Source organism: Roseburia amylophila (genome assembly GCF_025567465.1).
In the GTDB taxonomy this organism is placed as follows: Bacteria; Bacillota; Clostridia; order Lachnospirales; family Lachnospiraceae; genus Roseburia_C; species Roseburia_C amylophila.
Window position 1 is genome coordinate 22,793 of record NZ_JAOQKI010000014.1, and the last position, 21,188, is coordinate 43,980.

Sequence of the window (21,188 nt, forward strand, 5' to 3'; positions counted from 1 at the left end):
CTGAATGGTTACTAAATTTACTGTCAACAGACTTTTTATTCATCGGCTTGAATTAGTCTTGTTTAACTGTAGTTAGTATATACTGACCATTATTTTTTTGTCAATATCTTTTGATGTTCAAAATAACATACACAAAAGAAAACGAGCCAGTCCTCCAGGTTCATCGCCCAGACGGTCGGCTCGTTTTCGTTATACTTCATGTGGTTTTTCCACTTATCCGTCAGTCATATAACGGTTTTATCATAGACTATTTCTTTTCTGATTGCAATAGCTTGTGAAAACTTTTTATCAACTATTTTTTCCGTTTTATCTGTTCTTTCGCTACAATACTTTGGAAAGGAAGTCGCAAAGACGCGGATTCTGTGGATTGGCGAAGAATTCTGCCGGTGTATTCTCTTCCTGAATCTGTCCTTCATTGATAAACATGACACGGCTTGCCACTTCTCTTGCAAATCCCATTTCGTGCGTTACCACTACCATGGTCATTCCGTCCTGTGCCAGTTCTTTCATAATTTCAAGAACTTCTCCTACCATTTCCGGATCCAGTGCGGAAGTCGGCTCGTCAAATAACATGACATCCGGATTCATTGCCAGTGCTCTTGCAATTGCAATACGCTGTTTCTGTCCACCGGAAAGCATTGCGGGATAGGTATCTGCTTTATCAGACAGTCCGACTCTCATCAAAAGCTCGTCCGCACGCTTAGATGCCTCTTCCTTATTCATAAGTCCGGTCTGAACCGGTGCCAGCATGATATTTCCTTTTACGGTATAATTTGGGAACAGATTGAACTGCTGGAATACCATTCCAATCTTCTGACGCATCTTGTTGATGTCTACGGATTTATCCGTGATATCTGTTCCTTCAAAAGTAATCACACCGGAAGTCGGTTCCTCTAAAAGATTTAAGGAACGTAAGAATGTGGATTTACCACAACCGGATGGTCCGATGATGGCTACTACCTCTCCCTGGGCGATTTCTGTGGAGATACCATTTAATACATTTACATTTCCAAAGGATTTACACAAATCCTTTACTTCAATCAATACCTTCTTATCGCTCATTTGTTCTCAACCTCGTTTCCAGTTTATGTACACCAGCCGTTAAAATCATAACGATTATCAGGTAGATAATTGCAACCCCGAACAATGGTAAGAATGGGTCATAAGTCTGGCTACGGATGATATCGCCGCCCTTTGTCAAATCCGGGATTGCAATATATCCACTGATGGAAGTCTCTTTCAGTAAAGTAATAAACTCATTTGCCAGAGCAGGAAGTACATTCTTAAATGCCTGTGGCAGTATAATCAGACGCATGGTCTGCGAATAATTCAATCCGAGGCTTCGTCCAGCTTCAAACTGTCCTTCGTCTACAGACATGATTCCGGAACGTACAATCTCTGCTACATAGGCAGCCGAATTCAAACCAAAAGCGATTACAGCCACTGCAATCTTATTATCGAGTGCAACCAGAATAATATAGTACATAATCAAAAGCTGTACCATCGTAGGGGTTCCACGCCATATGGTAAGATACATTTTACATATAAAATTCAAAACATTTAATCCACCATGTTTATCATGGGTGGAACGGATAATTGCGACTAAAAATCCAACCACAATACCCAGAAGTACTGCAAGCACTGCAATAAGCAGTGTATTGCCAAGACCACGTAACAGATAAAGATATCTGTCTTTCTCTATAAAATCCTGTTGAAAGCTGCTTAAAAAATCGCTCAAGGTCTTTCCTCCTATACCGATTATTTATTTCTTACTACAATAACCTGGCTTGCTGTTGCATAAGTATCTGTAAAGTCAATGTTCTTAAGACGGTCTTCTTTTACAGTCATTCCTGCTGCACCAAAATCTGCTTTACCGGAAGATACTGCTGCGATGATTGCATCAAATTCCATATCTTCAATCTCTAAATCATAACCAAGCTTGTCACAGATTGCTTTTGCGATATCTGCATCGATACCAACTACGTTGTCACCATCATAATATTCGTATGGCTCAAACTGCGCATTGGTTGCCATGGTAAGTTTTCCGTTTGGATATTCTGTTCCCTCCGGAGTCTCATATGGATGCTCTCCTGTTTCATCACCAATATAGTTGCTGATGATAGTATCGATTGTTCCATCTGCTTTTAACTCTTCGATTGCTTTGTTGAATTCGTCTGTTAAATCTGTATTATCTTTTGCGATACAGATTGCATATTCCTCTGCATCAAAGGTGTCATCTAAGATTTTCAAGTCATCATTCTTCTCAACAAATGCCTCTGCTGGCTGCTTGTCGATGATTACACAGTCGATCTTACCGGTCTTTAATGCCTGGATTGCATCAGAACCTTTGTTGTAACGCTCTACGGTGCTTCCTTCGTCCTCATATGCTGTTGCATCGGCATCTCCGGTTGTTCCAAGCTGAACACCGATTTTCTTTCCCGGAAGGTCATCCTTGGAATTTACTGTGTTTGCAGCTACAGATGAGCCACATCCTACCATTGCTACTGTCATTGCTGCAGTTAATAAAAGTGCTGCAAATTTCTTCATGTTCTTCATATTTATTCCTCCTCTGATTATAATTATGTGAATTTATATTTCATACAACATCATAAAATATATCAACATAACGCCTAGTATAGCATGATTCCGCCTATTTCACAAGTACCCGGAGAGTATTTATCTGCATTTAAAAATACATTTTTCCATGTATTTTTAAACAGGCGGTACCTCAGTAGTTTGCATATTCGCTTCATAATTGTTATAATGTGCCAAGAAAAGCGATGATACTTGAGGAGGTTTTTTCATGAAGCGATTTGGCAGAATTATGTTCTGTTTTCTTCCGGCTCTGCTGGCATTTGGCCTGCAGCAGCTTATCTCCATTCCGGCAGTAGGGCTTGCTCTGCTGGGTGGTTTTTATACCAAAGGGGCAACTTCTATCGATGACTGTATGGATGCATTTTTAAATATTATTTCCACCGCCAATTTTAATGCCGGTGTCAGTGCAGCCTACGGTACTGTTGCCCTTGTGGTATTTGCCTGCTGGTATTATAAAAAGTTCCGGCCGACAGAACCGGAAAATGTACGGAAACCATTTAATATTCCGGTTATCTTCGGCATTCTTATTACTGCAGTAGGATTACAGTATATTACCAATTACATTGTATCTTTTACCGCAGCCATTAACCCGCACTGGCTGGAATATTACAGTAACCTGGTAGAATCGGTGGGACTGGATGAGCCTTCCCTGATTCTGGTTCTCTATTCCGTTCTGATTGGACCTGTCTGTGAAGAACTGATTTTCCGTGGACTGACTTTGAAATATGCAAAAAGAGCAATGCCTTTCTGGGTTGCTAACTTCTTGCAGGCACTGCTCTTTGGTGTGTTCCATATGAATATGATTCAGGGTGTTTATGCTTTTGTGGTAGGAATTGTTCTTGGATTTATCTGCGAGAAAAGCCGCAGCATTTATCCTTCCATGCTTTTCCATATCCTCTTTAACATCTGGGGAACCTTCTCCCCGGACTGGTTTATGTATAAAGCAGATACCGTTCCGTTCTTCTTCCTGTGGTTCTTTGTTGGTGCCGGACTACTGGTTGCAGGACTGTTCCTCTTTTTCTTTGGAGTAAATAAAAAATATCCCAAAATTGAAAATTCTTATTATTCTTAATATCCTTTTGCAATTTTCTTTCCCTGCAAAAGGCTCTGGTTTTGATTTACAAAGGAGCGTGTCCGCTCTTTTAATAATAATTTTCGTCCTTCCGGGGTTCTTGTATATACCACATGGTATGGTCCAAGAGCCCTTTTCATATGCTTTTCAAAAATCAGGGCACGCTCCTTTTGTCTTCCGAATATTTCCGGGACACTGTAACACTCTCTTGATGTGCCAAAGATTTTTTCCCGGATAAGAAGATACCTTGGGTTATCAATAACACCCCACAATTCTTCCATGCAGGCAGAATAGGTTGTCTTATCTCTGGTGGTTCCACCTTTAAGCCAGGTACCTACCACAAATCCATTAAAGGATTCTACTTCTGTCCTGCAATGGGCACCATCCTCTAATTCCCCGCATTCCCTCAATGCATCTAGCATTGCTTCGCTAAGCTGTTTCATCCGTCTTGCCGGGGTGCTGAATTTAAACAGACGTATCCCCTGATAGACAATTCCGGCAAATGCGGCTAACAGCGCAATTCCAAGTAACAGGAAAGCCGGATGATTACCAAGCTTCTGTGCCATCATTCTTCCACTCATTAAGAGTATTGCAAGTATCACCTGTATGATTTCTATACAGACCGCATTAATAAAGATATATCCGGTTTCTATTTCTTTTGCTGCAATTTCATCTATCTGTTCTATTTCCATCTGATTTCGCACTTCCTGTAAGGACTGGTTCCATCGCTGCCTCAATGCATTTCTGTCCTTTGCACGCTCAAGCATCATGCGGTTTGCTTTATCTACCTCATATTTTGATGTTATCTTTGGAATGTCCAGCCGACCGATTCCGCTTTCGATTACATCTTCCCTGCAGGATACTCCTAAAAATGATTCAAACCGGCGTTCCAACATTTCATAATCGCCCTCTGCATCAGTATTACTCTGCTGTCCTCGCTCTTTTGGAAAAATGCAGGCAAGATGCCAGATGTTTCCGGTCTTATCCGGCTGCTCTCTGTCGGTACGGATTGCTCTTCCACGCATCTGGTTACTCAGCATAAAAGACCCTACATAGGTTGCCAGTATCAGGGAATTGATGCACGGTGCATCCCAGCCTTCTCCCAGCAATGACTTGGTTCCAATCAATGTATGAATCTCTCCCTGGCGGAATAACTCCGTCACAACAGCTACGGTGTGGGTGCTCTTTCCCTTTATCATAAGCTGTCCGTATCCGGTATCTCCCAGTGGATTTAACGTTCCGCTGCAGCCATACTGTGCCAGCAATTCCGGAAGTTTTGCTTCGACTTCCATTGGAACTATTATCACTGTTCCACTCAGCACACCAAGACGGATTCCAGCCATGTTCTGCCGCCTTAAATATTCAAAAATCGGCACTGCACCAAGCTCTGTGACCAGTGTATCTTTACTTCCAATCTCCGGCAATTTGTCTTTCTTAATATAATCGCAGAGAACCAGAAGGCGTAAATCATTTTCCAGTGCCTCATACTCAGCCTGCACAATGGTATGGATGCTCTCCATCTTTCCCTGGCTTTTCATAAGTACCTTTTTAATGGCTTCATTATCCCGCAGTGCAACCTTGTTCCGGTAGATGGCTCCTGCCTCTTTTAATTCCTGCAGCAGGCTTTCCCGCTCTGCTTCCATCATGGTATAGGATTCTCTGTCCTCATAAAGAACACCCTGCAGTAACACTTCCATCCAGTGTGCATCCATCCCCGGCAGTTTTCCCTTTGTCCCGATGAGCTTCCTTAAATAACCAGAAAATGGAATCCCTTTTGCCTGGCAGTATACCAGCAGCGCTGTAAAATACTCCGGTTTATCTAAGAACCGCTCACTGTATTCTTCCGGATGCATAAGCCCCTGATGGGAAGATACGATTCTTCGCAATGTCTCATCTGCCATCATTTTCTGCACCTGCATCTGCATCCGCTTCTGATGCTCCCTGACATATGCTTCCTCTTCTCTTGTCGGCCAGTTAAAATAAACGTAGTCCTGATGCGGACAGAGACTTCCTTCTCTTACCAGTTCCGGTGTAAAGATTTCTTCATCAATCGGTCCGCACATATCGATATAACGCTTCCACTGTGCTGGTGTACTGTCATAAGGTGGTGTTGCTGTCAATGCAATGATTTTCACATCCGGCAGCTTGTCTAAGAAAGTCTCCAGTGCCTTCCACCACTCACTGCGAAGGTGATGTGCCTCATCCAGACAAATTGTTGTAATACCAGCTTCCTTTACTGCCTTAAAAATATCGAAATCCCGGTAGTCAACCTGCTCCGTTTCCTTCTCTCCATCTGCTTCTTCTGTCACTCCGCCGGCTGCCACTTTACTGTCTGCCGCATCTACTCCATCCACCGCTTCACTGGCTGCTGCATCTTCCTCTGCCGCTTCCCCGCTGTCCTCTTCCAGTGTGCCCTGCTCCCGCTTCATGGCACTGTACAATGCCTGATAAGTCGTTGCAGTCATCTGTTTCATCTGTTTCAAATTATTGGATAATATTTCCTGCGGATCTGCCTCTTCGGTTAAGAAGCCCTCCTGTATACGCATCAGCCATTGCTGGCGGATGGTAATGCTGGGTGAAAAAATAAGGCAGGGTGCTCCCAGCCTCCGAATCAGTTCTATTCCAAGTGTAGTCTTGCCGGAACCCGGTGCTGCCACAATATGTATCTTTCCATCCTTCAAATACTGCTGTGCATGTAAGAGTACTCTTTCCTGATAATCTCTCCACTTTCCCCGAAATTGCAGGATTCCCTCATATCCTGTGTTCATAAATTTCCCTCCATCAACATTTTAATAAATGCAGTATCGCGATATATCCACGGTTCCTTCGAAAATGGCTCATTTGCTTTTACAATCTCTTCCGATGTCATCCATTCCAGATGATAGCCTTTTGCCTTCTCGCTTTCTGTCATATGCGGTTCTGTTGTTCTCTCCTCAACTGTGCAGGCAAAGAAATAGGTGTGACAGTGATATATTTTATCTGTTTCAAATAAATCACGGCGTTTTTCTTCTATCTCGCCCAACAGCTGCATACTTCCCGGGCATAATATCAATCCGCCCTCTTCTAATACTTCTCTGGAGAGTGCCATTTCAAAATCTTCCTCACCATCCATGCCGCCGCCTAATATTTTGCAGTCCCCTGCCCTGCCGCGCTGGACTGCAATTTTTCCATTCTTTTCTATGATTGCCCGGACGCACTTTCTTTCAAATACCGGCATGCCATCCTCATAATCCTTTTTATCTAATACCAGAAGTATCTTACTTTCCGTCATTTTCGTTTCCTCGCTCTTGTCAAAGTTACCTAATCTGCCCACTGAAAACTGTTTACCATGGTCTCTGCTGTCCGTATAGGTACCTTCACCATTTACCCGGGCAGCACTGCCCTGCACCTGCATCATAAGCTGTGAAAGAATAGTCCTTTGTATTAATTTCTCATCATAATATGTAATGTCGGTTGAAATCGCATTACTAATAGCTAGTATACCATAAACATACTGTTTTGGGGAAGAAATGTCCTATTTCATCCAATAAACAGCTATCTTGTCGCTTTCTACTCTCCAAAGTCATAGTAAGCAGTTGGTTTATCACCAAAGATACCTCCTCTTACTGCCAGCACAAAGTTTCGCTTAGCAAGCACTTGATGCGTTTCTTCTACGTATGCATATTGTCAAGTGTATGTGTCATATTTTATATTCAAAATAAAAAAGCTGCTACTCTGAAAAATAACAGCCTTTCTTACTATATCAGCCTTTTGGAATTTGACCATCGACATACAGAATGTGATTAACTAACCACTCTGTGAGATATTTTAAAATTCCCATAATCTGTTCATCTTGATCTTCTACCTCATCATTGTGATGTTCCATAAATTCATCAAGTTTATGTATAAATTCCTGATGTTGAACTTTCTGTGTAAATATCTTCTTATAATTAATAGATTCCACCAAAACATTCCCTAATTTTCCTGGAAATATCAGAATCAACAAAACCTTTCTGCGCCATGTCATTGAGCATCTCACACGTTTTTTCGTGCGATAAACCTTTCTTATATGGTCTGTCCTCGGTTAATGCCTGATAAATATCAATACATGCCATAATACGTTCCGGCTCATTTAATTCAGCTGCGGTTTTTCCAAAAGGATACCCTTTTCCATTTAATTTTTCATGATGGAAAGCTGCCCAGTCTCGTATTTCTTCAAAATCATTAACCTCTGATAATATAAGGTATGTATAGCCAGCATGATTCTTCATTTTTGAAAATTCATCATCCGTAAGCTTATCCGGTTTTTCCAAAATTTCATTGCCTACTGCCATCTTCCCAATATCATGCAGTGCACCAGCCAGATACATTTTTTGCACATTAATAGAATCATATCCGATATATTGAGCAAAAAAAGCTGCTTTTTCAGCCACTCCTATAGAATGTCTGCTTGTAAAAGAAGATTTATAATCTACAATCTTTGCAAAAAAATCTGCGACATTTTTACACGTTTTCCAATCAAAAACCCGTTTTTGTCTTGGGATAATCTCCCATAGCTTCATTTCAAAAGAATTATCACTTAAACATATAAATGATTCAGAATGTGTGAATGCATGAAAAAAGGCATTCACACATTCTGAATCGAATAATCCATCCTTATTTTTCAAAAGAAACTGACATATAAAATTCCAACTGTTATTTCCAGTTCCCGTGTTATTTCCTATAATATCAATTGTATCTGCAAGATGAATAATCCTTGCAAACAACGGAATTTCATTCCACTTTTTTTGAAAAGGACCAGTTCCATCGGCATGTTCATGATGATACAAAATCACATTTGACACATCTGTTTTAAATGGAATTTTAGTAATATTTTTTTCTCCATAAATACAATGAAGATTTGTTTTTTTCTCGGATAAATCTTTTTTACAATGAATGACGGAATCCTTTTTCAGTTCTTCCGAAATATATTGTGTCAAAGCATTATCATGCAGTAAAGCACACATGGCTAAATCTTGTAATTCATCACCTTGAATTTTCCAATATTCAGCCATGCATATACTTATATAAGCCACTCTTTTTCCATGTTTGTTTTTAATATTTACCAACTCTGCTTCTATACAGTCCAACGCATAAGAACAGGCTCCTGCAAGTCCGATGATATCTATACTTAGTTCTTCTTTCATTGGTATAATCCTATCATAATACATTTATGCTTCTAGCATTTCCATAATCCATGCAGGTTACAATATGCATATACTTCTTCTACCTGTTCACCATCGCAAAGACAAAAATCTGCTACCGGCTCCTGCCCTGGATTTAACTGTTTTCTATATATTCCCTGGTTTGTATTTAATGTAATCCACTCAATAAAATGCTCTTCAAGCATTGGATGTTTTGTCTCTCCGACCACGACATGAACATGACTGCCTTCTATCGTATATACAGGTACATGCTTCTCGACAGCAGCATCTGTCACTCCGGCTTTTAATTCCTGCATAGGTTCTCCGCAACAAATTACAGGTACACCCTTATCCTTTACCTTTTCAACAATGTTTCCACAATGCTTACAAATATAATATCTTACTTCCATGCCTTTTTCTCCTTCCATGTGTAAAATTTATAATTCAATTGTCTCCATAATCTTTTTCAATGAATCTGCAGATTCCTTAAGCTTTAACGCTTCCTCGCCACTTAAATTAATAGGTATATCAGACTCAATACCATCTGCACCTACAATAGCTGGCATACTTAACGATACTCCGTCAATATCATATACTCCATGCATCATGTGTGATACAGGAAGTATTGATTTTTCATCTCTCATAATCACTTCGCAGATTCTTTTTACAGACATTGCAATTCCATAATATGTAGCGTGCTTTTTGTTTATAATCTCATAAGCACTGTTCTTGACTGCTGTAGCTATTTCTGCCGTGTTTTCCTTGTGCTTGTAATGTCCACGCATTTCACACATTTCACTTAATGGAACACCAGATACATTGGCTGATGACCATGCTACAACTTCGCTGTCTCCATGCTCACCTACTATAAATGCATGAACACTCCTGCTGTCCACAGATAAATGCTCACCAAGCTTATATCTTAATCTGGCACTATCTAACACAGTACCCGATCCAATAACCCTGTTTTCTGGAAGTCCTGATAACTTTATGGCTACCTGAGTCAGGATATCTACCGGATTCGCAACTACAAGCATGATACCTGCAAAATTTCTCTTTGCTATTTCAGGAATGATTGACTTAAATATTGCTACATTTTTATTTACGAGATCAAGCCTTGTCTCTCCCGGTTTCTGTCCCGCTCCGGCAGATATGACAACAATTGCAGCATCAGCCACATCATCATAATCTCCGGCATATATTTTCATCGGACTCGCAAATGGAATACCATGACTGATATCCATCGCTTCTCCTTCTGCCTTGTTCTTATCTGCATCGATAAGGACAATCTCTGTAAACAAGCCACTCTGCATCAGAGCAAATACCGATGCAGAACCAACAAAGCCACAGCCTATCATTACTGCTTTTTTTGAATTAATCACTTTCTTCTTCGTAATAATCTCATCTCCTTAATAATTCTCTTCATGTACTTCAAAATAGCTCTGTGGATGATTACATACCGGACATACTTCAGGCGCCTTAGTTCCTACCACAATATGTCCGCAGTTACGGCATTCCCATACCTTAACTTCGCTCTTTTCAAATACCTGTGCAGTTTCAATATTCTTAAGAAGTGCACGATATCTTTCCTCATGGTGCTTCTCAATCTCACCTACTGCCCTGAATTTTGCTGCAAGCTCAGGGAATCCTTCTTCCTCAGCTGTTTTAGCAAAGCCTTCATACATATCTGTCCACTCATAATTTTCGCCTTCTGCCGCTGCCGCCAGGTTTTCCTTTGTATCACCAATTCCTGCTAATTCCTTGAACCACATCTTTGCATGTTCTTTCTCATTATCTGCAGTCTTTAAAAACAATGCTGACATCTGCTCGTAACCTTCCTTTTTCGCTACAGAAGCAAAATAGGTATACTTATTTCTTGCCTGTGATTCCCCTGCAAATGCCTCCTGTAAATTCTTCTCTGTCTGTGTTCCTGCATATTTGTTTGCTGCCATCTCTTTTACCTCCATTTTCTTTACTACTTTTTCTCCCTGCATTTTTGGCAAATGCCTTTAAATGAAATATCATAATCCACAAATTCAATTCCATGAGTGTTATGAATTCTTTCCAGCAAATCCGGTATTTGATCCATATCCACATCAAAAATTTCACCGCACTTTATACATCTTACATGGTAATGATTTTTCAATGTAAAATCAAATCGGTTCGGTCCATCCGGAACTTCAACCTTTCTTAATGCACCTTCCTCTACCAATATATCAAGATTTCTATATACAGTTCCTTTTCCAATTGTTGGATATGCTTCTTTTATAAATTCATACACTTCATTTGCCGTAACGTGTCTTCTCATTTCGTATACGGCATTTCTTACAAGATCTTTTTGAATGGTATTTCTCCTACTTGTCATTTGTCCTCCTTATTAGGATTAGTTCTTAATAAGGATTATATGTCACTATTATCCTGTTGTCAATAAAAAAATAGTAATAATTCTCATTATCATAAAAGATGCCAAACTGAGCATCTTTTACCTGAATAACTATTTTATTTTGCGTTCAAATACATATTCTGAATCTGAAGATAAATCAGACCTAAACGAATATCCGAGTCTGTCAAATTTCTGAATCTCCGCCGGATTTTCAATATTATTTTCCGCTATGAATCTGACCATTTCACCACGAGCCATCTTGGCATAGGTACCTTTTGTTACCAATTTATCTCCGGATAACTCACAAAATACAATCGTAATATATCTGTCCTGTGGTGTCAGATACTTTTCTATACATTTTGAGTATTCTTTTGATGCAAGATTAATGATAATCCTACTGTCATCGATTACTGCGCGGTATAACAATTCTCCCCAGTACTCATACAGATTTTTTGCATCTCCAATTCCAACCTTTGCCTGCATTTCAAGACGATAAGGAGTCACACCATCCATTGGTTTTAAAATGCCATAAAACGCAGACAAGATTCTTAAATGATTTTGCAAATACTCAAACTGCTGGATTTCAAACACAGATGGTGCCATATATTGAAATGCAATCCCTTCATATGCTAAAACAGCCGGAGTAAGCCTGTTATAAAGATCCATATTTTCCAATCTGTTAAAGTTCTGCTCTGCAATCTTGTCATTACATTTCCAGATAGCTTTCAGTTCTTCTTTTGATTTGCTTTTCATCCAGTTTAATACTTCTGCTGTCTTATCAATATAGACAGGCAGTTTAACCGGTGCTAAGTTATCGGTATCTACAATCATCTTTTTTGCAGGTGATAAAATAATCTTCATTATGCCAATTCCTTAAGCATATTTTCAGGATCATCTGCCGCCTTGACTTTATCATTTGCCTTTATAATGATTCCCTGCTCATCAATAAGATATGTAGTTCTTACTACACCCATAGATACTTTTCCATAATTTTTCTTTTCTTTCCAGACATCATATGCTTCAATAACTTTACGCTCCGGATCTGCTAATAGCGTAAATGCCAGTCCATATTTTTCTTCAAATCTCTTGTGAGACGCTACAGAGTCCTTGCTTACTCCGAGAATAACAGCTCCCTTCTCAGTAAACTGTGGATAACGCTCAGAAAAGCCACATGCCTGCTTCGTACATCCTGGTGTATTATCCTTTGGATAAAAATATAGGATCACTTTTTTTCCTGCATAATCGCTTAATTTATGCATTTCTCCATTCTGATCCGGCAATTCAAAGTCCGGTGCTTTTTTTCCTACTTCTAACATATTTTATACCTCCAAATTGATTAAGCTGTTTCCAAAATAAATATCTCTGGATCATTAACAATATTATACATTCCATCCATTACTTCCGACAAGCAGGGAAAGAAAAATAATCAATCCAAATACAAAAGGATGTATCACGATAATTCTTGCATTACCTTGACACATCCTTTCGTGTTGTATTTTTTTATTCTTCTTAATGACAGCTATGGTTTCCACATCCATGCTCACCACATGTATGTCCATCCCCATGGAACACGGAAGGTCCAGAATCGTTTGATGGCTTCACGCAAGGATGATGCTCCGGTGATTGCCTCCAGGTCATTTTTTCTGGCCTATGCATCCGTCTGCTGTTCCTCAAGCTTCTCATAAAACCGGTAACTGTTCTTACCATTCTGTTTGACATAATACAATGCCTTGTCCGCTCTCATATAATATTCTTCAAAGTTTCCTCCCTGTCTGCACATGCACAGACCGCAGGACAGGGATGCCGGTGAAGTCTCTGCCGTGAGATTTTTTGCCGCACCAAAGCTTTCAAACAGCTTTCTCATCCGCATGTTCATCTCTTCTTCTGATGCCTCCGGCAGATAGAACAGGAATTCATCTCCTCCCAGCCGGCAGACCACTGCGTTCTCCATGCACTCTGTGAGCATTGCTCCTACCAGCCTGAGAGCACGATCCCCCGCCTTATGTCCATAGACATCGTTGATCTTCTTAAGATTATCCATATCGACAAATCCCAGACAGCCATCATGCTCCTGCATTTTCTCAAGGATCAGCTTTTCACCCTTATGACGCATAGGAAGACCTGTCAGATAATCCAGGCTTTCCCTGGCCTCTCTCTGCCTGGCCAGCTCCAGCTCGCGGATGCGGTCCATTGTCTGGATCAGCGTAACGACCAGCAGGACCACCAGTCCGGTTGCGATAAAAATCCCTGACATTGACACCACTCGATACACCTCTGTCACCTCCAGCATGACTGCAATCATGGCAACTACCAGTCCGATCAGCGGAAGCTTGTAATGTTTTGCCGTTCCCTTGATGAGATCCCGGCAAATGGTGATAAATATTGTCAGGAACGTTCCTACAATCACTAGGTGGGACAAGAACATTGTCGAGATAAAATCTGCGATATTCAGTAGCTGTAAGGATGTGCATAGTACAAAGTTCACACAGGTGATACACTCTGCCACATGATAGACCTTCCGGTACCTTCCCTGCTGCACACTGTCAATATAGAACATGAGCGGAACCGGACAGAGCATCACAACGAAGAAGCACATATTCGACAGAATAGAAGCATTGGAAACGAACAGCTGACGCAGCTTCGATTCTCCCAGCATCCACACTGCTCCCAGAATCATGCACCATCCCAGGTACTCCAGATCAAATCTTGTCTTATATATAATATCAAGCACCAGACTGATGATCAGCACGACCAGTCCGGCAAACAGCATGGCGCAGGCGATCAGAGTTACCATAAAATAGCAGTGGAGCATATATGCCCAGATATCTGATTTGTCCCCACAATATACCGTGTTGACGACACCGGAATACTTGTCGGTAAAGGACTGCAGTTCAATCCGCACTTCCTGCCCCGCATCCTCGCCGGATGTCTCGCAGAACACATACCCACTGGCAGAATTTTTCCCAAAAGGTCTGGTATTCTCCGTATCATACACCGCCCTCAGTTCCCCACCGATGTAAATGCGCACATTCTCCAGAGAGGACCTGATGGCGATCGTATTTTCATGATAATCCTGTGGGAGCACTGACCGGATGACCAGAGGCTCTCCGGCAGGCACATCACATTTGCCCGGAACCGGGATTTCCTCTTTGGTTCCGTCTGCCAGCACCCGGTAAAAGGTTCCGGTATAAGTAATGCTTTCCTCCGTGACCGTTTCCCTTTCACTTGGGTAAATATATTGTCCCAAAAGGAATGCCGCAAGCAGCACACATATCACCACATAAAATAAAATTCTTTTATACTTTCGGATTGTATATTTCTCTTCTGTCAACTTTTCTACTTCATTAAATGATACCGGGACAGCCCGGCTTTTATTCCCTTATCGGGGTTCTGTCCATGATCTTTCCCCCACTTATGAACAAGTTTATCACAAGCGGCAGGAAAAGCAACTATCCCTTTCGCTCTGTAAAATGTTTATGGAAAATTCATTCGACAAATCATGCTTTCCGAACTAAAATAGGAATGCGATATGATAATTTCATGATCCTATGAAAGGAGACAACATGATATGAAGAATAAAAAATATTCCATCGTTTATAGCAGCTTAACAGGTAATACCAAGGTGCTGGCTGATGCGATCCACGAGGCATTACCTCAGGATGAATGTGAGTAATGTTATCGTCGGAGAGTATATGTGTCAGGGCAGAATGCCACAGTCTGTCCGGGAACGCTACTTGAAAATGAAGGATGCTCCCGATCATCCGGCAAATCTTGATGTATTGATCCAGAATTTTGACTGTGCATTGTCTCACCCTGATGCAGATGACCTGGAGAGACTCAGACAAGCCGTTAGGAACTCATCCTTCTGATAAGACCATAAAATAAGGCAGCCCCACATATCTGAGTCTGCCTTACTCTCTTTATTTAACATTGATGCCACTGACATATTGCTGTAGAAACTGTTTCTTTCCACATGGTCTTCCAAAATAATATCCCTGCAGATAATCAACCTTCATTTCTTTCATTTTCAGAAGCCATTCTTTTTCCTCGATGCCTTCTGCGCATATCCTGACGTTAATACTATGTACCATTGGGATGATATTTTTATATAATTCATAATCCCTCGCACTGTTCATCGCCTTGGCAGTAAAATCCCTATCCATTTTCACGTAACTTGGATTCATATCACGGATACAATGAAGATTCGAATATCCTGTTCCAAAATCATCGACCACAAAGGGAATCCCATTCTTGTCCAGAGTTTTACGAAATTTACAGAACGAAGGTGTCATATCCATAAATCCGCTTTCTGTCATTTCAACACATAAGCATTCCGGCTGTAATGAATATTTTTGAATTGCATCCAGAATATCCCGCTCCACATTGCCTTGCAGAATCTGAACATAGGATACATTTACATTCATCCGGAAGTCAGGAATATATTTCTGCATTTCACAGCACATTGCTGCAGCTTCGTTCAAAATATATCTTCCAGCGGGAATGATCAATCCGGTCTCTTCCAATAATGGGATAAACTCCATTGGTGAAACAAACTCCCGCCCTTCTTCCGTTATCATGGAAAAACGCATCAGTGCCTCTGCTCCAATGATCTGTTCGGACTGACAGTCCACGATCGGCTGGTAGTATACTTCAAAGCCATCATAATGGTTCACAATAGCATTACGAAGTGTTGCTATGATTCTTCCTTTTCGTAAAAAGACCTCATAGTCATCCTGGTCAAAAATATAGAATCCATTTTTACCCATGCTTTTTGCCTGTTTCAAGGCAAATTCAAACTTTTTACGGCATTCTTCGGTTCCCTCACAAAATGTTGCTGCATCTATAACACCAATAGAAATAGAAAATATAGCTTCATAATTTTCGGCTACTATGAAATTATAAAGTTTATCTGTGATCTTTTCTTTCAGTACCACAGCGTCTTCGGAGGAAGAAGCTTCCAGATCCACGATCACATACTGATCCGCAACCAGATGGTAAAGCCTTTGATTATCAGAAAGACAGCTCTCCATGCAGTCGGCAACACTTTTTAAAATATAGTTACCATAATCCGCTCCTCTGGAACTATTGATTGCTCCGAAATCATCAATTCCTATATGCATAAAAAAACCCTTGGAAATGGGTTCCTTTTGTGCACGCAGGTAAGCAAGGAATTCCGGCCCGCCAAGCAGTCCTGTGACATTATCGGCTCTTCTCCTGTTGCCAGTCTCATTCAGACACCCAACCAGATACTCTGCCTTTCCCTGCTGATCAACGATCACGATACCACGGCAGTTAATCCAGACTGGCATACCTTCTTTATCAAGCCACCTGTAATGAAGATTATGTACATTTTCTCTTCCTTCGCATATATCCGCAAGATGCTTTGCAAGCATCCTGCGGTCTTCCTCATATACTACCTTCATAACTTCATTTGCAGCATCTGTCAGAACATTTTTCGACATATTAAACCGTTTCACAGCTGACTGTGAAATCTCAAAGGTATTATTCTGCAAATCAAATATATACAGGTAATCATCCATACATCCTGTAATGATCTCAAATAAGATTTCTGCTGTCTGCTCTCCAAACACTCTAAATATATCATTAATCACAACAAGAACCTTCCTTCCGACAACTTCACTCTATTCCTGCCATTTTCTAGAATAGCTTAAAGATATTCACACGGTCATGCATCTTGGATGCTCCCTCTGCCAGATTAATACTGATTGCAGTATTCTCTTCGGAGGATGCAGCATTGCCCTGTACTACGCCGGACAGCTGTTCAATTCCCTGGCCAATCTGCTCCAAGGACTCTGCCTGGGAGTTGGCTTTCTCCATGGTGTTCTCTGCAAGCTCTGCAAAAGACTCCATATCTGCAATGATCTGATTGAATGATTCTGCTGTTGTTCTTGTAATCATATTGCCCTTTTCGATTTCCACTAAGGTCTTATCGATCAGATCTCTTGTATTTACAGCAGATTTTGCACTGTCTGCTGCCAGCTTGCCGATCTGATCTGCCACTACTGCAAATCCTCTTCCTGCTTCTCCTGCTCTGGCAGCTTCAATGGAAGCATTCAGGGATAACAGATTGGTCTGGGATGCAATATCCTCGATATCTGTGATAATATTACCAATCTCCTTGGAGATTTCTGTAATGTGCTCCATTTCCTTCAGCAGATCGTTCATTTTTTCTTTTTCTTCATTCGCTTTATTTGCAGAGGCTTTTACACGTGCAGATGCACTCTGTGTTTCCTTCGCCGTATTTGCCGCCAGATCCACGACCGTATCAATGGTGGCATTCAATTCCTCGATGACTCCTGCCTGCTCTGTTGCACCGTCCGCCAGGGATTTTGATGCATTTTCCACCTCGGATGAATTCGATGATACCTGTTCTGCCAGATTGCTGATCTCGGTCAGGGTACTGTTAAACCGTTTCAGAATATACAGCAGTGATGACTTCAATTCCGAGAAATCGCCTAGGAAATCTGTAATATCATCACCATTTCTGGTCAGGTCACCCTGCGCTATTGCCTTTACCTCCACAGAGATCTCGCTGACATAATCTGCCAGAATACCCATGGCTTCTTTCAGATTTCTGATGGTATCGCCAAGCTCATCCTCAGACTCATAGGTAAGCATTTCTACATTAGACAGTTCGCCCTTACGCAGGCTGGCAACTGCTGCCTCTATCTGTTCTACCGGCTCGGTAATGGAATTGGTAATGATCTTTCCGATCAGTGTCGTCACTACAGCAATCGCAAGACCTGTTGCCACGATCACGACAAATATGATGATGGTGCATACATTGGCCATGGTCTTTGCCTGATCTAATTCTGCCTGGAACTCGTCACGTAATATAGTTAATTTTTCAGCAAAAGCTTTATATTCTTCATACACCTCTCCGGTCATCAGCTTCGATGCTTCCTGCTGTTTACCCTCACGGCTCAACTTCAGGATTTCATCTGAAGCAGTTCTGTATGTTTCCCATGCAGCGCTTGCTGCTTTGTAATCATCCTGTCCTTTTTGAGCATCACTGTCTGCGGACATGATTGCATCCAGATTCACACTGGTATCCTGGATCTGACTCTCCAGCTTCTGGATTTCTTCTTCGCAGGAGTTCATGACTGCATCATCTGATTCTACCAGATGCTGATACTGTTTGATTCTGTATTTCGCAGTCACCATGATAGTTTTCTCTTCCTTTGTAAATTATTGATCTTTTATCACATTTGTTTATCCATATATAGAACTAAAATAGCATACTTTATTGGAAAAATCTATTAAAAATAGCATTAAATTATTTTCTACGGTAATTTTTCATATCTAAAGTAACAAATCGTTACCTTTACTTTGAAAAATATCAGTAAAAATATATCCACTTATAAGATTGTCCTTACAAGTGGATATTTCTTTTTAGCTTATTTTTTTACAACCGTAATTAAGTAATGATGGTAGTATAACAACCTCATTTGAAGGTATTTGTTCCAATCCGAGCAAGACAAAGAAATCCTTTGATTTTAACGCAATCACTCTTTCCCTTTATGTCCTATTTCTAATTTGGATAAAACGTACATATTTCATGATAATTTTTGCCTTTATATTTATATGTTACCTCTACTGTAGCATAACTTCCATCTGCACATATTTTAGGTGTACTTGCTTTCATATTTGATACTCCTGTTGCTAACGAGCCGCATATTTCTACATTTGATATTCCCACTATCTGGCTATATGAATCTTGAATCTGTAATGTTGCCCGTACACACACTCTATCAGAGGGACTCCAAACATCTTTTGTAATTATTAATATAGTTCTTGCGTTTCCTTTTTCTATATCCCATGCCTCATTTTCATTCTGTAATACTTCTTTTGCATTTACTGGCATACTCCCCAATATTGCCAATACTATCACACAACAAATTACTTTTTTTATTCTATACATCTTTTTTAACCTCCTTTGTAATCTCTACTTCTTCTACTCCCGGTATCCATGCATTTTTCCATAATACCCGGTGTCCCAAATACCAGATTTCAATATGTTGTCCTTCTTTAATATCTTTAAACCTTCCGGCACTTCCATCCGGTAATGTTACCGGGATTGCATCATCTTGCGCCAGACGATATACCTTTCCAGGATTTTTTCCATTTGCATCTGTCTCTCTTACATAAATCACTTCACCCTTCGATTCAACCACTGCATTCATACATAAATGATATTCTAAAATATAATTTTTCTGAATGTTCTCTACACTGTATCCGATTAAAACTCCAAATAGCACAAACAGAATACACAACACCCACCGGTACTTTCGTATCTGTCTTTTTTTCTCCCTCTTTGCAATATCTATAGTATCTTTTACCAGCTCATTTACCGTATGTTCTGCCCTGCCAGCCTCTTCTCCCCGGATAATATCAGCAACATCCACCTGAAATACCTGTGCCAGCTCTTCCATCAATTCAATATCCGGAAATGAGATTCCGCGCTCCCATTTCGAAACTGCTTTGTCTGAAATATGAAGCTGTTCTGCAAGCTGCATTTGTGTCCAGCCTTTCTTTTTCCGAAGGTTTCTGATATATTCGCCTGTTTTTTCTTTATCCATACCCATCCTCGTCCGTTTGCCGGACTTCTTCTCCTCCCTGATATTTTGATACCTTTATTCTATATGAATTTCGATATTTTTGCACTCTACTCCTGGTTTAGTGCGTATAAAAATGCAGGATTCAAGGTTTTCCCTCTCTTCCTGCATTGCCTGCTTTTTTATTATCTCTCCAAACCTCGTCCATTTCCGATTTGTGCCTCCTATTTTTCAGACTGTAATTTCAATTTGGTTATCTTCGAATGCAACAATACAACTTTCATAATAACCATCTCCAGTCTTTCTTGGACCGCTGACAACTTCATAACCATCTGCCTTTAACTCTGCCGTCAAAGTATCAACCTTTTCTTTGCTGCCTACGCTAAAAGCAATGTGCGCATATCCGGTACGAGTAAGCTCTTTTGGACAATCCGACATTTCTGGTTTATTCATAATCTCTATATGTGTATCATCATCAAATGAAAGAAAATAAGAGCGGAAATCCGTCTGAAAATTATGATATCCATCGTTTGATTTTGCATCAAAATATTTCACAAAAAAATTTCTTGCTTCTTCCAGATTATTTACATATAATGCAATATGTTCGATTTTCATAGTTTGTTTTTCCTATCTTTTTATTAATTTTCTTTTCCTGTTCTGCTTCCATTTTAACTTCTTTATATGTGAGTACAACTCCAATTACAGATGCAATAAGAACAAATGGTGCAATCCTCACAAACAGGAAGTTAACTGATACTATCATAAAATCTTTGCAACACAATCGCCAACTCTTCCGGGGCTTCTATGTTTGCTTCATGACCTGTTTTCATAAGTTCATGGAAGTAGGAATTGTTCAGATAATGGCAAAGTTCTTTTGAAGTTTTTTTGTTTGCATTGTCCTTCTCTCCACAAACGATTAATACCGGACAAGACACCTTATGCAGTGAGTCACTGAAATCTAATTCAGCCATCGTACCACATAGTTTAATAACATCTGCTTTTTTGAAGCCCATTTTATTGAATGCCGAATTCGGCATAAGATGAAACAATATATTCTGAACTTTCAATAATTTTCGGGGCATTTTATATTGTGCTGCAATTAATATGAGTGCCTTTACTTTATCTGGGTGGTCTATCGCATAATTAAGTGCCAGAACAGCTCCTAGAGAAAGCCCACACAAGACAATTTCTTCGTTCTCCTTGTCGCATTCTGATGAGAATGCTGAATATAATTCCTTATATGTAGCAGATTTCCTTTCTAACAGCTCTGATAAACTCAAACTGCAACTGCTTTTCGATACTTTCGTCTCTTTTATTACTCTATTCCAACTGTCTGGTTTTTGCCCTAATCCATGCAAATATAAATACTTCATATATTGTCACTCCGTCAAATTTTGATT

General features: G+C 40.3%; 20 protein-coding genes, 2 pseudogenes and 1 riboswitch. Of the genes and pseudogenes, 2 read left to right on the forward strand and 20 right to left on the reverse strand.

Annotated elements, in window-relative coordinates; genetic code table 11:
• Nucleotides 1-158: 158 nt before the first annotated feature.
• Nucleotides 159-238: riboswitch (ZMP/ZTP riboswitch) on the reverse strand.
• Between the two features lie 83 nt (nt 239-321).
• From OCV43_RS09770 to OCV43_RS09780, 3 genes are read right to left on the reverse strand one after another with little or no spacing between them, the layout of a single operon-like run.
• A complete protein-coding gene (locus tag OCV43_RS09770) occupies nt 322-1,062 on the reverse strand; it encodes an amino acid ABC transporter ATP-binding protein (RefSeq protein WP_022242706.1) in 741 nt (246 codons plus the stop codon).
• Nucleotides 1,052-1,738, reverse strand: a complete 687-nt coding sequence (locus OCV43_RS09775; protein WP_227700414.1) for an amino acid ABC transporter permease — start codon at nt 1,736-1,738, stop codon at nt 1,052-1,054. The genes OCV43_RS09770 and OCV43_RS09775 overlap by 11 nt, the downstream gene beginning before the upstream one ends.
• 20 nt (nt 1,739-1,758) lie before the next feature.
• On the reverse strand, nt 1,759-2,556 hold the full coding sequence (locus OCV43_RS09780) for a transporter substrate-binding domain-containing protein (protein WP_262623984.1): 798 nt from the start codon (nt 2,554-2,556) through the stop codon (nt 1,759-1,761).
• A gap of 247 nt (nt 2,557-2,803) precedes the next feature.
• Between OCV43_RS09780 and OCV43_RS09785 the strand changes: the two genes are divergently transcribed.
• Nucleotides 2,804-3,667: a type II CAAX endopeptidase family protein gene (locus tag OCV43_RS09785; protein WP_262623985.1), complete on the forward strand. Its 864-nt coding sequence runs from the start codon at nt 2,804-2,806 to the stop codon at nt 3,665-3,667.
• On the opposite strand, the gene OCV43_RS09790 is transcribed toward OCV43_RS09785, so the two are convergent.
• From OCV43_RS09790 to OCV43_RS09835, 11 genes and pseudogenes are all read right to left on the reverse strand, one after another.
• Nucleotides 3,664-6,435: a DEAD/DEAH box helicase family protein gene (locus OCV43_RS09790; protein WP_262623986.1), complete on the reverse strand. Its 2,772-nt coding sequence runs from the start codon at nt 6,433-6,435 to the stop codon at nt 3,664-3,666. The genes OCV43_RS09785 and OCV43_RS09790 overlap by 4 nt on opposite strands.
• Nucleotides 6,432-7,064: an NUDIX domain-containing protein gene (locus OCV43_RS09795; RefSeq protein WP_262623987.1), complete on the reverse strand. Its 633-nt coding sequence runs from the start codon at nt 7,062-7,064 to the stop codon at nt 6,432-6,434. Before OCV43_RS09795 ends, OCV43_RS09790 begins: the two co-directional genes overlap by 4 nt.
• Nucleotides 7,065-7,409: 345 nt before the next feature.
• Nucleotides 7,410-7,610 (reverse strand): annotated as a pseudogene (locus tag OCV43_RS14030) (hemerythrin domain-containing protein); the annotation flags it as partial.
• Nucleotides 7,597-8,856, reverse strand: a complete 1,260-nt coding sequence (locus tag OCV43_RS09800; protein ID WP_416906624.1) for an HD-GYP domain-containing protein — start codon at nt 8,854-8,856, stop codon at nt 7,597-7,599. The gene OCV43_RS09800 and the pseudogene OCV43_RS14030, both read right to left, overlap by 14 nt.
• An 8-nt stretch (nt 8,857-8,864) precedes the next feature.
• Entirely contained in the window at nt 8,865-9,239 is a 375-nt protein-coding gene (locus OCV43_RS09805; protein WP_023920586.1) for a desulfoferrodoxin family protein, read from the reverse strand.
• Nucleotides 9,240-9,266: 27 nt separating this feature from the next.
• Nucleotides 9,267-10,211, reverse strand: coding sequence for an L-lactate dehydrogenase (locus OCV43_RS09810; RefSeq protein WP_117841718.1), 945 nt, complete (start codon nt 10,209-10,211; stop codon nt 9,267-9,269).
• A gap of 27 nt (nt 10,212-10,238) precedes the next feature.
• Nucleotides 10,239-10,781: a rubrerythrin gene (rbr, locus tag OCV43_RS09815; RefSeq protein WP_117947600.1), complete on the reverse strand. Its 543-nt coding sequence runs from the start codon at nt 10,779-10,781 to the stop codon at nt 10,239-10,241.
• A gap of 23 nt (nt 10,782-10,804) precedes the next feature.
• Nucleotides 10,805-11,194 (reverse strand): Fur family transcriptional regulator, encoded by a 390-nt coding sequence (locus OCV43_RS09820; protein ID WP_118639247.1) that lies wholly within the window; start codon nt 11,192-11,194, stop codon nt 10,805-10,807.
• Nucleotides 11,195-11,323: 129 nt separating this feature from the next.
• Nucleotides 11,324-12,073: a peroxide stress protein YaaA gene (yaaA, locus tag OCV43_RS09825; protein WP_262623989.1), complete on the reverse strand. Its 750-nt coding sequence runs from the start codon at nt 12,071-12,073 to the stop codon at nt 11,324-11,326.
• Complete coding sequence (gene bcp, locus OCV43_RS09830) at nt 12,073-12,528, reverse strand: thioredoxin-dependent thiol peroxidase (protein ID WP_005604299.1); 456 nt, start codon at nt 12,526-12,528, stop codon at nt 12,073-12,075. Before bcp ends, yaaA begins: the two co-directional genes overlap by 1 nt.
• 332 nt (nt 12,529-12,860) lie before the next feature.
• Nucleotides 12,861-14,543, reverse strand: a complete 1,683-nt coding sequence (locus OCV43_RS09835) for a GGDEF domain-containing protein (RefSeq protein ID WP_262623990.1) — start codon at nt 14,541-14,543, stop codon at nt 12,861-12,863.
• A gap of 237 nt (nt 14,544-14,780) precedes the next feature.
• Here OCV43_RS09835 and OCV43_RS09840 point away from each other — a divergent pair.
• Nucleotides 14,781-15,081: pseudogene (locus OCV43_RS09840) on the forward strand (flavodoxin family protein).
• 51 nt (nt 15,082-15,132) lie between these two features.
• Here OCV43_RS09840 and OCV43_RS09845 read toward each other — a convergent pair.
• The 6 genes from OCV43_RS09845 to OCV43_RS09870 all read right to left on the reverse strand — a co-directional run bounded on the left by OCV43_RS09845 (nt 15,133) and on the right by OCV43_RS09870 (nt 21,161).
• The gene (locus OCV43_RS09845) at nt 15,133-16,824 is read right to left on the reverse strand and encodes an EAL domain-containing protein (RefSeq protein ID WP_262623991.1); all 1,692 of its coding nucleotides are present in this window, start codon (nt 16,822-16,824) and stop codon (nt 15,133-15,135) included.
• Between the two features lie 46 nt (nt 16,825-16,870).
• Nucleotides 16,871-18,397, reverse strand: a complete 1,527-nt coding sequence (locus OCV43_RS09850) for a methyl-accepting chemotaxis protein (protein ID WP_262623992.1) — start codon at nt 18,395-18,397, stop codon at nt 16,871-16,873.
• A gap of 367 nt (nt 18,398-18,764) precedes the next feature.
• Entirely contained in the window at nt 18,765-19,154 is a 390-nt protein-coding gene (locus OCV43_RS09855; RefSeq protein ID WP_022242644.1) for a hypothetical protein, read from the reverse strand.
• Complete coding sequence (locus OCV43_RS09860) at nt 19,147-19,812, reverse strand: helix-turn-helix domain-containing protein (RefSeq protein ID WP_262623993.1); 666 nt, start codon at nt 19,810-19,812, stop codon at nt 19,147-19,149. Before OCV43_RS09860 ends, OCV43_RS09855 begins: the two co-directional genes overlap by 8 nt.
• Nucleotides 19,813-20,019: 207 nt before the next feature.
• Nucleotides 20,020-20,403: a VOC family protein gene (locus tag OCV43_RS09865; RefSeq protein ID WP_262623994.1), complete on the reverse strand. Its 384-nt coding sequence runs from the start codon at nt 20,401-20,403 to the stop codon at nt 20,020-20,022.
• Between the two features lie 131 nt (nt 20,404-20,534).
• Complete coding sequence (locus OCV43_RS09870) at nt 20,535-21,161, reverse strand: alpha/beta fold hydrolase (RefSeq protein ID WP_262623995.1); 627 nt, start codon at nt 21,159-21,161, stop codon at nt 20,535-20,537.
• Between the last annotated feature and the right edge of the window lie 27 nt (nt 21,162-21,188).

Coding starts and splice junctions, on each gene's coding strand:
- OCV43_RS09805 (WP_023920586.1), bottom strand. CDS start 9,239: ATGGAAGTAAGATATTATATTTGTAAGCATTGTGGAAACATTGTTGAA.
- yaaA (WP_262623989.1), bottom strand. CDS start 12,073: ATGAAGATTATTTTATCACCTGCAAAAAAGATGATTGTAGATACCGAT.
- OCV43_RS09865 (WP_262623994.1), bottom strand. CDS start 20,403: ATGAAAATCGAACATATTGCATTATATGTAAATAATCTGGAAGAAGCA.
- OCV43_RS09855 (WP_022242644.1), bottom strand. CDS start 19,154: ATGTATAGAATAAAAAAAGTAATTTGTTGTGTGATAGTATTGGCAATA.
- OCV43_RS09820 (WP_118639247.1), bottom strand. CDS start 11,194: ATGACAAGTAGGAGAAATACCATTCAAAAAGATCTTGTAAGAAATGCC.
- bcp (WP_005604299.1), bottom strand. CDS start 12,528: ATGTTAGAAGTAGGAAAAAAAGCACCGGACTTTGAATTGCCGGATCAG.
- OCV43_RS09790 (WP_262623986.1), bottom strand. CDS start 6,435: ATGAACACAGGATATGAGGGAATCCTGCAATTTCGGGGAAAGTGGAGA.
- OCV43_RS09780 (WP_262623984.1), bottom strand. CDS start 2,556: ATGAAGAACATGAAGAAATTTGCAGCACTTTTATTAACTGCAGCAATG.
- rbr (WP_117947600.1), bottom strand. CDS start 10,781: ATGGCAGCAAACAAATATGCAGGAACACAGACAGAGAAGAATTTACAG.
- OCV43_RS09800 (WP_416906624.1), bottom strand. CDS start 8,856: ATGTATTATGATAGGATTATACCAATGAAAGAAGAACTAAGTATAGAT.
- OCV43_RS09795 (WP_262623987.1), bottom strand. CDS start 7,064: ATGATGCAGGTGCAGGGCAGTGCTGCCCGGGTAAATGGTGAAGGTACC.
- OCV43_RS09870 (WP_262623995.1), bottom strand. CDS start 21,161: ATGAAGTATTTATATTTGCATGGATTAGGGCAAAAACCAGACAGTTGG.
- OCV43_RS09770 (WP_022242706.1), bottom strand. CDS start 1,062: ATGAGCGATAAGAAGGTATTGATTGAAGTAAAGGATTTGTGTAAATCC.
- OCV43_RS09850 (WP_262623992.1), bottom strand. CDS start 18,397: ATGGTGACTGCGAAATACAGAATCAAACAGTATCAGCATCTGGTAGAA.
- OCV43_RS09785 (WP_262623985.1), top strand. CDS start 2,804: ATGAAGCGATTTGGCAGAATTATGTTCTGTTTTCTTCCGGCTCTGCTG.
- OCV43_RS09860 (WP_262623993.1), bottom strand. CDS start 19,812: ATGGATAAAGAAAAAACAGGCGAATATATCAGAAACCTTCGGAAAAAG.